12 protein-coding genes are annotated in these 16,709 nt (G+C 36.5%); 6 read left to right on the top strand and 6 right to left on the bottom strand.

Translation table 11 applies throughout. The annotated features are described in order from the left end of the window. The first annotated feature begins 248 nt into the window (after positions 1–248). Positions 249–875 carry a helix-turn-helix transcriptional regulator gene (locus tag RIV7116_RS04760; RefSeq protein WP_015117133.1) on the top strand — a complete coding sequence of 209 codons (627 nt, stop codon included), beginning with the start codon at positions 249–251 and terminating at the stop codon, positions 873–875. Positions 876–941: 66 nt separating this feature from the next. Here RIV7116_RS04760 and RIV7116_RS04755 read toward each other — a convergent pair whose 3' ends face one another. Further along, entirely contained in the window at positions 942–1,415 is a 474-nt protein-coding gene (locus RIV7116_RS04755; RefSeq protein WP_015117132.1) for a Coq4 family protein, read from the bottom strand. Between the two features lie 208 nt (positions 1,416–1,623). Between RIV7116_RS04755 and cofG the strand changes: the two genes are divergently transcribed. Then, positions 1,624–2,598, top strand: a complete 975-nt coding sequence (gene cofG / locus RIV7116_RS04750; RefSeq protein WP_015117131.1) for a 7,8-didemethyl-8-hydroxy-5-deazariboflavin synthase subunit CofG — start codon at positions 1,624–1,626, stop codon at positions 2,596–2,598. A 76-nt stretch (positions 2,599–2,674) separates the two neighbouring features. Then, complete coding sequence (locus RIV7116_RS04745; protein WP_015117130.1) at positions 2,675–3,484, top strand: tetratricopeptide repeat protein; 810 nt, start codon at positions 2,675–2,677, stop codon at positions 3,482–3,484. Between the two features lie 121 nt (positions 3,485–3,605). Here RIV7116_RS04745 and RIV7116_RS04740 read toward each other — a convergent pair whose 3' ends face one another. From RIV7116_RS04740 to RIV7116_RS04725, 4 genes are all read right to left on the bottom strand, one after another. Continuing rightward, positions 3,606–5,987, bottom strand: a complete 2,382-nt coding sequence (locus RIV7116_RS04740) for an ATP-binding protein (protein ID WP_015117129.1) — start codon at positions 5,985–5,987, stop codon at positions 3,606–3,608. 4 nt (positions 5,988–5,991) lie between these two features. Continuing rightward, a complete protein-coding gene (locus tag RIV7116_RS04735) occupies positions 5,992–6,516 on the bottom strand; it encodes a Rab family GTPase (protein WP_015117128.1) in 525 nt (174 codons plus the stop codon). Positions 6,517–6,612: 96 nt separating this feature from the next. Continuing rightward, positions 6,613–8,853, bottom strand: a complete 2,241-nt coding sequence (locus RIV7116_RS04730) for a BON domain-containing protein (protein WP_015117127.1) — start codon at positions 8,851–8,853, stop codon at positions 6,613–6,615. A 126-nt stretch (positions 8,854–8,979) separates the two neighbouring features. Then, entirely contained in the window at positions 8,980–9,657 is a 678-nt protein-coding gene (locus tag RIV7116_RS04725) for a hypothetical protein (protein ID WP_015117126.1), read from the bottom strand. Between the two features lie 376 nt (positions 9,658–10,033). Between RIV7116_RS04725 and RIV7116_RS04720 the strand changes: the two genes are divergently transcribed. Continuing rightward, complete coding sequence (locus RIV7116_RS04720) at positions 10,034–11,248, top strand: PleD family two-component system response regulator (RefSeq protein WP_015117125.1); 1,215 nt, start codon at positions 10,034–10,036, stop codon at positions 11,246–11,248. A gap of 149 nt (positions 11,249–11,397) precedes the next feature. Here RIV7116_RS04720 and RIV7116_RS04715 read toward each other — a convergent pair whose 3' ends face one another. Continuing rightward, complete coding sequence (locus RIV7116_RS04715) at positions 11,398–13,854, bottom strand: response regulator (RefSeq protein WP_015117124.1); 2,457 nt, start codon at positions 13,852–13,854, stop codon at positions 11,398–11,400. 199 nt (positions 13,855–14,053) lie between these two features. Here RIV7116_RS04715 and hflX point away from each other — a divergent pair, with 199 nt between their 5' ends. Further along, complete coding sequence (hflX, locus tag RIV7116_RS04710) at positions 14,054–15,802, top strand: GTPase HflX (RefSeq protein ID WP_015117123.1); 1,749 nt, start codon at positions 14,054–14,056, stop codon at positions 15,800–15,802. A 548-nt stretch (positions 15,803–16,350) separates the two neighbouring features. Further along, on the top strand, positions 16,351–16,608 hold the full coding sequence (grxC, locus tag RIV7116_RS04705; protein WP_015117122.1) for a glutaredoxin 3: 258 nt from the start codon (positions 16,351–16,353) through the stop codon (positions 16,606–16,608). The last annotated feature ends 101 nt before the right edge of the window (positions 16,609–16,709 follow it).

Here is a 16,709-nt window from a genome sequence, read left to right as displayed (position 1 = left end):
TAGTAAATTTTTCTTATCTGTAAAGTAGCAATACAGTCATTATGAATCGACTGACTGCCCTGTACTGGCTAACTTAAGAAAAACTTCACCCTACTTCAGGGAAATTCCGTAAATTTCTCTGTACCTTCACTTACTTCAATACTTTCTTTGGGGCTGCTGCTCAATCATTGCAAATTCAGAATCTCATTTATAACAATGCTGTTAGTTGCTTCACAGAAGCTTTTTTAGCATTTTTAAGGAGATAAACAATGAATGTTTCAGTATTAGAACAATATCAAAAACTCGCATCTACCAATAGAAGTATATTTTACGGTAGTAAATCTAAATATAGCAAAACACAGCCTGCATCTCAACTTCATCTGATGCAAGCTGTGATTGAAAGCTTTGTGGACGGAATTTTTGTAATTACAGCAAAAGGTGAATTAGTTCATGCCAACGAACGCGCAGGCTATATTTGTGAGAAATTAAGCCAAAATATACATAAAGGTGAAATACCCGCAGAAATTCGGCGTATTTGCGATTCTTTAATCGAAAGCCGTCAATTATTTCCCAACCAAAAGATATCGCTAGAGTCAGAAATCAAGACTAGATCGTTGCTGACAATACGGGTTCGCGTTCGCTGGCTGCAAGCAAACGGAAGTAATAATGATTACATAATAGTTACTTTAGAAGACCGCGAACAGACAAATCAAAGTATAGCGATTTCAGAAGCGAAAAAATACGGTTTAACCGAACGGGAAACTGATGTTTGGCTGTTGCGTCGGGCTAATTATTCTTACCAGGAAATTGCTGAGGAACTTTATATTACTATCAATACAGTTAAAAAGCACCTGAAGAATATTTATGCTAAACAGCAGGAAGCATTTATTGATTAGCATCATCAATTGAACATTGGGCATGGAAAAAAAATTGATAAAAACCAAGTTTTTAATTCCTAACTCCTAACTTTTCAAAGGTATTACGCCTAACTTTTTTCTGACTTCAGCTAAAGGAGTAGCCCAATCTGATTCAATATCCCAATCAACGAGTTTGTTGGCCATTTTACCATTTTTGAGAACTTGAGTAATTTCTTGTAAATTACATTTGTGTGTTAGTAAACCAGCTAAGACAAGAATGGCACTAGATGGGCGGAAAACTTGAGAACGAGTAAAAGCTTGCAATATGAATTCATCGTTTTTAGATGGAGAAAGCCCGGTTACAACGTGCCAAACATCATGAGTTCGCTGTATCCAATCTCCAGAGTTTAGAGGTTCAAAACCATTTTTATCTAAAAAATAGGCTAGCTCTCTACCTAAAGTACCTTCCGAAAGTTGACGTAGTTCTTCTAAATTTATTTTTAATTCTCGTCCTGGATAAATCTGAGGATTTATCGTTTGAGCCATCTTTAAAATAAAACCGAGATTTCCCTTCTCCATAATGTAAGTTATCCTGTAATAAAATTAATATTCCACGGTCATTCGATTTTATGTTTAGCTTCAATTTGCTGTTGTACCTATTTTAAAAAAAACTATCCTGAAGACGAAGTACCCAAACGGGTACCTTTTTTATTGAATTAATTTGTATTCAAAATAAAAATATTGCAGTATAGATTATAGATTCGGATTTTTTTAAAAATGAAATAAAATGGCATTACAAAATTACCGCATAGTTACTTATAGCCCTGCATACACAATTGTTCCGACTTATGAATGCTTTAATAGATGTACTTACTGCAATTTCCGCGCCGAACCAGGAAGTAGCAATTGGATATCTTTATCAGCAGCAAAAGATATTTTTCAAAGACTGCAAAAGCAAAATGTTTGTGAAATCTTAATCCTCAGTGGAGAAGTTCATCCAAATTCACCACGTCGCGAACAATGGTTTAACCTAATTTATGATTTATGCAATTTAGCTTTATCAATGGGATTTTTACCTCATACAAATGCGGGAGTTTTAAGCTATGAAGAAATGCAAAAAATGAAACAAGTGAATGTTTCAATGGGATTAATGTTAGAACAGTTAACACCAAAATTATTGCAAACAGTCCACAAACACGCACCAGGTAAAAACCCAGAATTACGATTGCAACAATTAGAGTGGGCTGGTGAATTAAAAATACCTTTTACAACCGGATTGCTATTAGGAATTGGAGAAACATTAGTAGATTGCTGGGATACATTAGCAGCGATATCCCAAATACATCACAAATACAAGCATATACAAGAAGTTATTTTACAACCACACAGTCCGGGAACTCAGCAAAGCTTCGATTTTCCACATTTCAATCCACATAAATTACCACAAGTTATTGCTAAAGCACGCGAGATTTTACCCAAAGATATAAAGATTCAAATTCCGCCAAATTTAGTAAAAGATGAGCAATGGTTACTCGCTTGTATCGAAGCAGGTGCAAGGGATTTAGGGGGAATTAGCCCCAAAGATGAAGTAAATCCCGATTATCCACATATTCAGGAAAACGAATTGCGAGAAATATTACAGCCTGGGGGTTGGGATTTGCTGCCAAGATTACCCGTTTATCCTCAGTTTGATGAGTGGTTGTCGGGGGAGTTGGAAGTTGGGGTTAAAAGGTTGAGGGAGGAAATAGCTCTCAGCCTGTAAGGCTGGGGCTACAATTACAAAGCCCACCTGCGTGGGCTAAAAAATTTTTGAAGAATATCAAGCATTCCTTCGTACTTTGGAACTAACGGAAGGTTTTCGTTTGTTGTTTGTGCAATGTACTCCAGTTGAAGGTGAGGAGTTAATTACTAAAGTTAAGGAAGATTTACCTAAAAAAACTATTGAAGTTTTACAGTTTGAAGAACCAATTGATAATTTATACGAGATTGTCAAAGACTTACCAAATCGAGAGCAGGTAAACATATTATTTATTCAAGGTTTGGAACACTCGCTGTATGAATACGAACAAACCAAGTTTGGCGAAAAAAGCGAACGATTTGCTTACAGTTGGAAAGGGGTTCCAAAAATCCTTAACCACTTAAATTTACAGGGAAGAATACTTGATGTATCAGAAGAATACCAGGCAGCTTTAAAAGCTTTTGATAAAGCGATTGAAATGAAACCTGACTACCATCAAGCTTGGGCAAGCCGGGGTAATATGTTACGTGAGTTGGGAAGGTTAAAAGAAGCAATCGCAGCCTTTGATAAAGCAATTGAAATTAAACCTGACTATTACCAAGCTTGGAAAAAACGAGGCTATGTAATGTATAGTCTGGAGCGTTATGAAGATGCGATCGCCAGTTTTGATAAAGTTTTACAGATAAAGCCTCATAACTACCAAGTTTGGAATAACAGAGGTTATCTGCTACTAAAAAAATATTCTTCTGAAGGAATGACGGTTGTCTATAACAAGCCTTTAGAAATAAACCGCAATTTGTGTTATGAGCAATTTTCTACTAAAGAATTAGAGATTTTGAAAGAAGCCTTAGATAACTTTAATAAATCTATCGAACAACAGCCTTTTCAAGAACTTATACACAATGCTTAACTTAGCCTACGAAGGTGGGCTTCGCTTCTGTAGCCCCAGATTTCCAATCTGCGGGCGATTGAGAATACCTACAAAAAAATTTACCAGGTGTGTTGCTCTGCGCGACAACACACTCTACTTTCTAATACTTCCCGCGTTTCTCCAGCAAAACACTTTCTACTTTCTCATATTCAGCTTCAACCTTGCTAATATGCTCTGCTATTTCATCTCGCATTTCACTTATTACCATTATTTCTAATTGCGTACATAAAGCCGCAAGTTTATTTGCGCCTAATGTAGCACTACTAGAAGAAAGCTTATGGGCGAATAGCTGAAGATTTTTTAAATTATCTTCACTTAAGGCAACCTCAATTTTTTGTAAAATTTTAGGGGTTTCTTCTAAATAATCATCAATTGTTTCTAATAAAAATATTCTTGGATCTACTCCACAATTAAAATCAGCGATTCTATAAATTTCTTGTAATGCCGTTGCGTCGATTGTAGAATTATTTTGACCAAAATATTCCCGATGACTTGCTTTAGTTTTTTTACTAGCTTCTTGTTTATGATTGCGATATTTATTCAGTAATTGCATGAGTTGTTGAATGGGAAAAGGTTTAGCAAGAAAATCATCGATCCCTGATGCTAAATAATTTTCCTTATTGCTTGACATAGCACTGGCTGTTAGTGCAATAATTCGGGGACGTACTGAAATATCCCATTCCTGACAAATATATTCCGTTGCTGTCATACCATCCATTTCCGGCATTTGCATATCCATCAACACCACATCGTAAGATTGATGCCGCAATGCACTCAGCGCTTCTAAGCCGTTGTTGGCAATATCTGGTTGATAACCCATTCGTTGCAGCATTAAGGTTATTATCTTTTGATTTGTTGGGTAATCTTCTACTAAAAGTATTTTTAAGGGATTTTTTTCGGCTACGGTAGCATCAATATTGAGATGGGATTCTTCCGCTTTGGTTTCCCATTCATGGCTTAACTGTGTTTTTACAACCCGAGTCGATATAGTGAAATAGAATGTACTGCCTTTATCTGGTTCGGTTTCAACCCAGATTTTACCGCCCATTAATTCGCTCAATTGTTTACATATTGCCAGCCCTAAACCAGTACCACCATATTTTCTTGTTATGGAAGAATTAACTTGACTAAAGGCTTTAAATAAACGATCGATTCGATTGCTGGGTATCCCTACTCCGGTGTCTTTAACAGCAAACTGAATTTCATAGTTATTTCTTTCATTGCCAATAATTTGACGCTTGCGACTTGTTAGTAAAATTTCTATATTTCCAGTTTCGGTAAATTTAATAGCGTTGCTAAGTAGATTAATGAAAACTTGTCGCAGTCGGCTTATGTCTCCGACAATAACTTCTGGAATTTCAGGATTTTTGTGAAAAATAATTTCTAATTTTTTTTCTTTTGCTTTCGGTAATAACAACGAAATAGCTTCTTCGATACAGCTATTTAAATGGAAAGGTTCTTCCTCAATTTCTAATTTGCCCGATTCAACTTTAGAAAAATCAAGGATATCATTAATAATTTCAAGTAAAGCTTTACCGCTATTGCAAATAGTTTCAACAAATTCTTCTTGCTGTGTTGTTAAATCAGTATTTAATAGTATATCTCCCATGCCAATTACCGCTGCAACAGGAGTACGTATTTCATGACTTATCATTGCTAAAAACTCTTGTTTGGCAAGTTCGGCTTGTTTGCGTTCCGTCATGTCCCTAATAATATAAACATAACCCTGGAAATGCTCAATCTCTGTCTGAACTTTTGAACATGAAAAAGCTACTGGAATTATTTTTCCCGTTTTTGTTTGGCAAACTGTTTCAACTTCCTTAACTAAAGGAGTTATGGGACCAAATAAAGTAGTTTTAATATTGCCTCTTTCTTCTATTTCCGCTTTCCAGCTATCAACTTCCTTTAATACATTAGAAATAGGTTTACCATAAATTTCAGCTTCTTCATATTCTAATAAAAGTTGTGCTGTACGGTTAATATTTTTGATTTTACCTGATGGTGTCGTCACCAATAGAGCATCTGCCATTGATGTGACAACTTGGTCAATGTATTGTTTGGAAGCGGTGAGAGTACGTAATAAAAGATTGGCTTCATTCGCACCTTGAACTAAAGATTGTTCGAGAAGCATCCGTTCCGTTACATCTTCAACAACTATTAATAGCTGCTTGCCAGTTTGATTACTTTTGAGATTATTAGCAATACAAATATCTATATAAATTGGATTTAAAGCTTTTTGAGTCCTAATCACACCCTTTAACTCAAAATTGTCTTGCTTCCCCGCTAAAATATCGCTAGCAATTACTTCAATTCCAATTAATTCCGGAAAGCCAATCCGCACATCTTTTCCTACACTTACTTCGTTAGAGTTGTCTGCAAGAATATTAATTTTCGGAGATAACTCTAAAATCTGCCAATTTTGATTAACAATTAAATATTCAATACGACGTAAAGATAATATATTTTTAAATAAAGAGTCCATTTTGTTAAATCATTGAATGTGCGAGGGATTGAAAAATTTTATCAACGTTTTCTCCAGTTTTAGCAGAGCTTGCAAAAGTAGAGACAAAACTTTCATTATCGTTAAAACTGTAAAGTTGGCAATACTTGTCTAAATATTCTGCATCAATTAAATCTGATTTATTCAGAGCGATCGCAGTTTTACCTTTGGGATTAACTTTTAAGAAGGCTTGAATATGTTCTGAAAGATTCTCTAGTGATTCCGGGCGCGTCACGTCACCAACTATAATTGCTCCTTTGGCTCCTTGAAAATAACTTGCGGAAACTCTTTTGAATTTTGTACTTCCTTCTATATCCCAAATTAATAGCTGTAGTGCAATATGTTCCTGACGCTGTTTATCTGTGACTTCTATAGATTTACGAGAAATTTTTACACCTACGGTAGACAGGTATTTATCGCTAAACTGTCTATCGACAAATCTGCGAATCAAGCTTGTTTTGCCAACACCAAAATCACCAATTAAACAAATTTTATTTGAGATTGTAGACATAATTTATAATCAGATTTTAGGTAGATAAATGATAATTTATAATATTTTTATTGTATTCTACGAATAATAGCTGGCAGCCAATAAAAACTAAAAAATCTAATTTACATTCTGAATAATCGGTTCTAAAACAACGCAGCGCATTAACCATGAAGGCTGGGTTTCATCAATACCAGGTGGTAAGCTTGTTTTACCGATAACCTGCATTCTTGATGGAGAGATTCCTTGCTGAATCAATGCTTGCTGTACGGATTTAGCTCGTTGCAGCGCTAATTCTTTAGTTGCAAAAGCCTCGTTGTTTGAATAGCTATAACCGATAATTTTGATTGTCTTCATTGGATGCTGATTTAAAAACTTTCGTACCTGCATTATTTTATTTTCTAAGTCTTTAGGTACTAAATTTGCTGATTGACTTTTAAAATAAAATCTAATTGGAATAGAAACAGGTTTTACCTCAACAGCACTCGATACTTTTTGAACACCGGGAATTTTTTCAAATGCTTGTGTAATTTTTTGAGCATCGGCAATTTTGCTGACACTACCAACAACCGCAACTCTGCCATTGCTGTAATCGGCTGAAATTGCCGTACCATTTATTTGATTTAAAATTGCGGTGACTCGTTTTATTTCTGCTTGTGCTAATACTGGGGATGCTGGTATTTCAACTGAAATAATTTGATTATCAATATTCCAATTAGGTGCCGTAGAAGCAACTATTTGTTTTGCTCTTGTTTTCAAAAAATTATTAGGAACTCTCCCTTTTAGTTTGAGTTTATCTCCATCTGCTTTAACATCAATACGATAAACTGATAATTCCGGAGCAGAAGCCAAAGCCAAGGCTGTTTTATTTTCAACCGAACGAATTCGACTGTTGTTATATTGCCAAATGCCAAGAGGAATAAAAATTATTCCTACAATAGATAAACTCAGTACCAATAAAGGCGATATTTTACTCTGCTTCTCTTCTTTCTGATGTTGAAAATCAGCTAAACCTTCTAAAAGCATATTTATCTTGTTGGGAATTGTCTCTAAATCCCCTTCAAAATGCTCTATAGACTTACTGTAACTGGTAATAATTGTACTGAGAACTTGCCGCATCCGAGAAACAAATTTCTTCGGAACTTCCCCTTTGACAATAATTGCTAGATAACAGTATCCTGCAACTTCCAAAATTATCTTGAAATTACCATAATCAATTTCATCGAGTTCCGAAACGTTTCCTGACTGAATCATACAATCATTAGCAAAGCTGCGAATCGCAGTTAGCATTCCTGCTATCATGTCTGATTCTAATCGTTCTGAATCCGAAGGTTGAATATCGCAAATAACTAAACCCGATGTTTTATGAATTAAAAAGATAGCTTGAGGAGTAAAAGATATCGACTCCTTAACAATTAATTCTGCTTCCGAAACACCTTGCAATTTAGCCCGAATCTTACGTTTGATTCCTTCAACACTTAAAGTATTTTCAATTTGTTGGTTAATTGCTTGGATAGTTTCTCCCATATACTTGGAAATTGTATTGCCAATTACAGGATAAAGAGCATCGACTATTTTATCTTTTTCTAATTCAATTTGTTTTTGAATTGCTTCTCCCATGGCTGGGGCAATTGCTTCGGCGACTTCCCCTGAATTTACAGTTATTTGTTCGGCTATGGCTACGGGAACAGCAGCAGCTAAAGCCGCACCCATACTTTCTTTATTTTGCTCAACTCTGCTATGGATAGCATTATCAATTATTGGGGTAACCGCTTCTACAACTTCTTCTTTGGATTCGGAAATCTTGCGCTTTAAAAGTTCGGCAATTTGCGGTAAAAGCAACTTTATTAGTTCATCCGAATCGTAAAGCTGATGGTTGAGATTTTGTAAATTTTTTTTGATTTCCTCTAACTCATCTCCTACTAATATATTCTGTAACTTTTGGACGGCAGTAACTGTTTCTTCCGAATTATCCTGATTAAATTGATTTGAAGCTTCTGAGTTTTGTTCTAAAGGTGATATTTCAACATCAATTTCCTCTGCTATTTCTTGGTAACTTGTTGATTGAGTTTGAGGAAAATCTAATTGGGCTTCTAAATAAATAGTATTAGAATTATTAGAAGATTTATTGTCTTTAGCAAAATATTCCTCATCATCACCGATATCAATAGGCGACACAATATATGAATTACGCACTTTACGCCAATTCCAAGAATTTAGAGACTGATTTTTGGTATCGCAATCATCAGTATGAGATTGTTCTTGCTTAGATGATTCGACAATTGATAAATCAGCTAGCAAATTAACAAAATTCTCAAGCTGTGCGATTTCTTCTTGATTCAACTCAGCAGATTCAGACATTTCAGTTAGCAACTAACAGCCAGCCGTGACTACTTAGGAGCAAGGAGCTAAGAGTTATGAAAAAGAGATGATTTATTTCTGTAATTCTACTCTTGTATCTCCATCCTCCTATCCCACATCTTCCAATTAAGAAGTTACTTCAGAAGCACCCTTAGTTGAACCGTTGGAATTGGAGTTAGCTAAAAGTTCCGAGAGTTTTTTGTCTCCCTGTCTGAGCATTTTTACGGAATGATTTTCGCTGCTTTCATCTCCTGCTTCACGCAGCATAGGAATGAATTCTTTTTCTTTGAGTCGCATTCCTAAAGCGAATAATGTCTCAGCCATATCGTCTTTAGAAACTTTGCTTTGTCTTAAGTTAGAAAAACGCTGCTCAATTTCTTCCAAAACTAAATCCCGCAAAGCCATAACTTCTTCTTCTAACTGGACTTTTGTTTGAGAAACATCTTCGCGGATTGATTTGGTTTGAGAATCTAATTCTTCATCTAGTGATTGTACGGAATGAGAAAATTTTCGATTCAGTCTATCTACACAAAGACGTAAATCAGCAGCTTCCTCTTCGTTGTTGAGGTTAAATAATTTCAGCTTTTTCTCTAAATTCTCAAATCCTACTTTTAATTCTGCTGTAAAACTAACTTTTAGTTGCTCTACATGAGAGCGCATCTCTTGTTGTAAAAGCGAAATCTCTGATTCTAATTTACCAAATCTGGTTTCGTATTCTCTTATCTGTGCCCCAAAAATGATGTCGCGGATTTGATCTATATTACCAAGACGCTCCCGCACTTCTTCTCTAAGCATTTGAGTCATTATACTTATTCCTTTTTGGTAGATGTACTGATAATTAAAGTTCTTTATCAAACTTCGAGTAGATTATTACTTTCAATTTGAAAGCTTAAACCCATAGAAATCTGTATCGCTAACTTATTGTTCCCACTTCCAGCAGCTTTCTATCAGCAGATCGGAATATTTTTGTTTAAACCCTTTTTGAGATCAACTATCTACGTAACCCATGTCACAGCATTGTCACATCTATTTATTAGTGTTATGAATGTGAACACTCAGGATGTTCTGCCAATATTAGCCATAATGTTTATTTAATAATAGGATTTGTCATCTTCCTTAAGTTACAAAATCTTTTCTTCTAACATCTACCATCTGCCTTATTTTTAAGAAGAAAGTTATCATGGTGCATACAGAGTTCGTAGCATATAAAGACCTGATTGAGAAATTTAAAACTTGTACAACAAATCAGTACAGCGGCAAATTAGAAATTAATTCGTCTAAAAATAAATGGAGCTTGTACTATCGGTTTGGGCGAATTATTTGGGCAACAGGGGGAATTCATCAGTTTCGACGTTGGCGTAGAAAAATCAATCAATATTGTCCTCAAATCAAAATTGATGAGATTAAGTTACAGCCAATACAATTGGAAAATGAACTTTGGGATTATCAATTATTAGTTCTTTTGTATAAACGCAAAAAGGCTGATAGAAAACAAGTAGAAGCTGTTGCAAAAAATATAATATCAGAAGTATTATTTGATATTGCACAGCAGGCAAATTTTGAAGATGTAACTTGTGTTTCTAATCCAAAAGTTATTTTAGATATCTCTCTCACCTTCATGAATACAGAATTTTTTCTCAACCGTATGGAGGGAGAATGGAATGCGTGGTCATCTGCGGGATTAGCCAATTTTACTCCCCATTTATCGCCAGCATTATTACAGCCGAAACAAGTTCAACAACTTGTAACGCCGACTGTCTACCAAAACTTTGTTAACTTCATTAATGGCGAATATACTTTACAAGATTTAGCGCTGAAACTTGATTTTAATATACTCAAAATATCCTCTGATTTACTACCTTTCATTCTGAGAGGATTTATCAAGATGTCAAATTTGCCGGACTTACCTTTAGCAGTTGAAGAAGTTAAAAATTATATCCCATCTTCTTGTAAGGAAAAATTAGATACTCCGCTGATTGCTTGCATTGATGATAGTCTGCAAATATGCCAAACCTTAGAAAGTATTATTACTGCAAATAATATGAGGTTTGTGCAAATTCAAGACGCTATCCAAGCTTTACCAACCTTAATTGAAAACAAACCAGATGTAATACTTTTAGATTTAATGATGCCAGTGGTAAATGGATACGAAGTTTGTGCCCAAATCAGAAGAGTTAATCAACTTGCCAATGTTCCGGTAATTATATTAACTGGTAGCGATGGACTTTTTGATAAATTTCGTGCCAAGGTGGCTGGCTCTACTGACTTTATGAGCAAACCCATAGTCGCTGAAAAACTTTTAGCAATGATAAAGAAATATTTAAATAATAAAGCTGATAGTTTGCAACAGCAATCTTGTTCTAACACCGGGCATAAAACACAATTTGCCATCTAGAAAGAGGCTGATTTTCCACGTCTTCGTAAAAATGTGCGATCGCAAAAAATGGAGATGTAGCAATTTTCCATCTCTACAAACTTTAAATCAATAAATATTTGATATTTAATATTGAGTATTAATTCTTAAAAAGAGAGGTTAAATCTACATCATCTTTCTAAAAGATGGCGCAGACGATACATAAATGATGAAATATTGCAAGGAATATTAATATAATCTAAACATCCCCAGCTAAGAGCTTTTTCTACTTGGCTTATGGTTGTAGATAGCCATACAACTTTAGAGTGTTGAATAACTTTATTTGCTCTCAACTGCTTGAGAATTTCTAAGCCATCAAAAACTGGTAAATTTTCTTCTAGCAAAATAACTTTTCCATGTAGCGAGGAACTAGTTTTTGCCAATATTTCTAGTGCTGATTTTCCGTCTTTTAGCCAATCAACGTGATAGCTTCTGGTTAATAGCGCATCCATAATCGAGCTAGCAAATTCTGAATTCTGGTGTAATAAAATTACATCTTTATACAGAAGCGATTGAGAAGATTTCAGCGGTTTCCAGTTAGAAGCTAAAATACGATTTCCACCCATATCCCTTGCTTTTTCCATTGTGGAAGCAGCGCTTTGATAAAGCATATGGATATCAGTTCCATCTTCAGGGAACTGAGTAACACCAGCGCTGAAAGTGATAGGAAAAGAATCTTGAGAAAATTCAAATTCCGTTGAGCGGAAGATTTCTAATACTTCTGCTAGCCATTCAACTCCATAACCACGATTGATACCGTACATACCAACTAAAAACTCTCCACCATTCCAAGAAGATACAATATCTTCTGTTCGTAATTCTTTTTGCAATAAAGAAGCTAAACGACGTAAAATTTTATCGCCAAGTCCATGTCCGTAATTACGGTTGACTTGGTTTAAATCATCTATTTTGAGTATTGATAAGCAAAAATACTGCTGATATTGTTTTGCTAAATGTAGCAACCTTTCTAAATCTTGGGTAGCACGTTGGCGATTTGGCAAACCAGTAATGGAATTAATCTCTGCTTGTTCTCGTAGTAAACGATTACGTTCTAAACGGTTGAAAATACGTGTAATTAGTTCGGGAGCAATAACCGGTTTATTAATAAAATCATCTGCGCCAGCTGAAAATACCTGTTGAATCGTTTCAGTATCTCGCTGCCCGGTAAGAAATATGATTGGAAGCCAAGCCCATCGGGAGTCATTGCGTAATAGTTGGCATAATTCAATGCCATCAACATTTGGCATTTGCACGTCTAATATAAGTAAATCGGGCTTTACTGATTCGAGACGATCCCAAAATTGCAAAGAATCATTAAGAATATCAACTTTTATCCCCCAAGGTTCAAGCAATGTTCGCACAAGACTTAGAATCATGCGATCGTCATCAACCACCATTACTTTAGCTTCGATTTTCTTGACAGGTTTCAAGCTTTGAGTGATTACTTCAAAAACGCGATTTGAAGAAATAGGCTTGTGAAAAAAGCCTTGACTTTTACGACGAGCAAGTGCAACTCTATCTGCTGAGAATTCTTCAGAAGTAAACACAAGTAAGGGAATCAATGGTTGCTCTAGTGACATTTCTTCTAGAAAAGTGAATTCGTCTTTTCTTTTATCAATAGATATATTGAGTAAAATAATATCTGGACGAATTCTTTGTAGCGACTCTGTTGCCAGTTTTGCATTCGGTGCGATCGCTGTTTGCCACCCTCGTGTAGTTGCCAATTCGACTAAAGTATCAATAAATTCTTTATCTTCATCTACAATCAATAAACGAATTGGCGATCTATCCGATTCAATTGCATTTGGTGAAGTTTGTGTTTGCTTATCGGTTTTCTCGGAAGTAGAAGAAACACCAAACTCGGGCAGTTTCTTATTTAATAATAAATTACTATCAGCTGAAGGTATTTCCTCGAAAGCAGGATTCAAACGATACCCCACTCCAAAAACCGTTTCAATTAAATCTGGGGCTTTGGCAGCCTTTAACTTTTGTCGCAGCCTTTTAATTAACGTTCTGATTGCATCTCGGGTTGGCGGTTCGTCTTCAAAAGTCCATAGCTGATTTAAAATACTGTTCTGGCTGTATATTTTCTGTGCATCTTGCATAAACAGCTCTAACAAAGAATATTCTTTCTTCGTCAAATTTAAAGCAACATCAGCATATTTGACTTCTCCAGTTCTAGCTTCTAAGGTAAGGTTTCCCCACTCTAATACTGTCGATACCGTTGCCTGCTTTCGGCGCAGCAAAGCTCGAATTCTAGCTGTTAGCTCTGGTAAAGGTACTGGCTTAACTACATAATCATCAGCACCGGCATCCAAACCTTTAATTTTATCTTCACTAGCTGCTCTTGAAGTTAAAAACATCACCAAAACCTGCAAGCCTTTTGCACGTAAGCGACTGCAAAAAGTAATCCCATCAAGCTTGGGCAGCATTACATCGAGCACAATCAAATCATATTCCTGTGCTTCAACAAATTCCCAGCCTTCTTGTCCATCGACTGCAGTATCCACAACGTATCGATGCTTAGTTAAATTAGCTTTTAGTTTCTTTGTAAATTGCCCATCATCATTTACAAGCAGGATTTTCATCGCCGAAAAACACGGGTATTTCGTAACATATTTTAACTTTGGCAAGTATAGCCTAAGTGAATTGGGCATTGGTAATTGGTAACTGGTAACTGGTAACTGTTAACCTGACATTGCATCTACCAAAAGAAAGAGTTTAGCTGAAAAACGCTGTTGTAAAATAAATATAGATGTATATGGGGGACTAGTTTACTAGTCATAGATGCCTATAGAAACTATCTTTGGTAATCTCCAGGGTCTGAAACACAGTCAGCAAAAGCAACTACAGCGACTGTATCACCAGCGCATACCGGGCGATAGTTTTACAACTCCCGAATTTGCCCAGCGTCTGGCGGCAATTAGTAGTGAAATAAATCAGCCAGTGTGTGCCTATCTCAACCGTCGCGGACAAGTGATTCGGGTTGGGGTAGGCACTCCACGTAAGACCCAAATACCGCTGACAGAACTACCGCGTTACGGTGCCGAACGACTTAGCGGTATTCGATGTATAGCAACTCAACTAAAGCCAGAATACCCTTCTGACGGTGCTTTGACTGCTATGGCACTGCAAAGATTAGATGCTTTGGTTGTACTTAATATCACAGCAACGGGATTTCAACGTCGGGGTGGTGGCGCGACTGGGTATGTTAAGGAAGCTTATTTAGCACACTTAGCACCCGAAGATACCCGTACCCTAATTGCCAGCCAGAATCCCCAATTAGAAACTAGCGATTATTCTTCCCCTAGTTGGAGTGTTTCGCCACCAATGAGTCTGGATGCCCTGAGCAAACAAGACTTTTTGGATTTAGTAGAAGGGCTTGAAGAAGAATTTCAGCGAGAATTTGTAGGTAAGGAAGTTGATAGCGACCGAGATAGAGTTGTTATCGTCGGAGTTGTGACCCAAAAAGACACTCCTCAACAGTTCCAAGATACTTTAAAAGAATTGGGGCGGTTAGTAGATACTGCTGGGGGAGAGGTTTTGCAGATGATGCGACAAAAGCGATCGCGAATTCATCCCCAAACAGTAGTTGGCGAAGGAAAAGTACAAGAAATTGCTTTAAGCGTTCAAACATTAGGAGCAAATCTTGTAGTTTTTGACCGCGACTTATCTCCAGCCCAAGTTCGTAACTTAGAAGCTCAAATAGGGGTTCGGGTAGTCGATCGTACTGAAGTCATTTTGGACATTTTTGCTCAACGTGCCCGTTCGGGTGCTGGTAAGCTGCAAGTCGAACTGGCGCAATTGGAGTATATGTTACCGCGGCTAACTGGTAGAGGTCAGGCAATGTCCCGACTTGGAGGTGGTATCGGTACAAGAGGTCCCGGTGAAACCAAGCTAGAAACCGAACGTCGTGCTATTTCTCGACGTATTACTCGCTTACAAAAAGAAGTCAATCAGTTACAAGCCCATCGAGAAAGGTTAAGACAGCGTCGGCAACATAGAGAAATACCTACTATCGCCATTGTCGGCTATACCAATGCAGGAAAATCGACTTTACTTAATGCTTTAACTAATGCTTCTGTCTACACCGCAGACCAATTATTTGCGACTCTAGATCCTACAACGCGACGCTTGGTAGTTCCCCATGCTGTCACAAACGAAGCTCAAGAAATTCTAGTGACAGATACAGTAGGATTTATCCACGAATTACCAGAAGCTCTAATGGATGCCTTTCGAGCTACTTTGGAAGAAGTGACCGAAGCTGATGCCTTAGTGCATTTAGTCGATTTATCTCATCCTGCTTGGCTAAGTCATATACGTTCTGTCAGAGATATATTAGCGCAAATGCCTGTAACGCCAGGACCTGGACTGGTGGTTTTCAATAAAATTGATCGAGCTAATAGCGAAACTTTAGCTTTAGCTAGAGAAGAATACCCAATGGCTGTGTTTATTTCTGCATACGAGCGTCTTGGTTTAGAAACTTTGAGAGAACGTTTAGCCCAGTTAATACAATACGCGACTGCATCTGGATAAGCAATTTATCTGAACTTTAAATAAACTTAAACTCCTGGAGAATAAATCTTCAGGAGTAATTTTATATTTGATTATCATAATCGTAAAGATATTTTAAGTATTTTGGGCTTAAAAATCTCTTTAAACCCGATTTGAGCTTGCCCTTCTGACTATTATCCCCGAACTCATATTCCTCGGTAAATACGAGGTATTTTTTTTGCAGCTATTAGACATATCAGTGCTAATACTGATGTATACCGTAATTAAACTGAAATATTATTAAATTGTTACGCACCTGGATTACAGCCAACATAATCACTGTGGTTTGTGCTTTTCATGAGTCTATTATTGCTCCTGATAGTGGACTCATTAGCACCTACCCCGTAATCAGCATTTAAAAAAAGTCTTAATTAACACTCAACACAAAATAATATTTAGTGCTATTTTAGACTTGACTTATATCAATAAAAATATATATGTATCAAAGTTTTATTTAGTTACTTATCCGTCATTCATAGCTAAATATAACGTTCTAAAATTAAGAATTGCTAAGTTAACAAGAGGACGTTATGGCTACCAAAGTAGAAATTTACACTTGGAGTACTTGCCCGTTTTGTATACGCGCTAAAAGTTTATTGAAGAGGAAGGGGGTTGAATTCATCGAATACAGTATTGATGGTGATGAAGAAGAGCGAGAAAAGATGGCTCACAGAGGCGATGGACGACGTTCTGTGCCGCAAATTTTCATCAATGATGTCCATATTGGTGGTTGCGATGATATTTACGGTTTAGAGTCTCAAGGTAAATTGGAAGAACTATTAGCTTGATAAAGAAAATAGGGCTGATAGTTTAGAAATTGCTTGATACTCAATCCCACCCCGTTTCAAAGGGTGGGTTTTCTGATGTAGGGATTTTTATTGCTTCTGCT

Source organism: Rivularia sp. PCC 7116 (genome assembly GCF_000316665.1).
GTDB lineage: Bacteria > Cyanobacteriota > Cyanobacteriia > Cyanobacteriales > Nostocaceae > Rivularia.
This window is presented reverse-complemented; position numbering and strand designations above follow the sequence as displayed.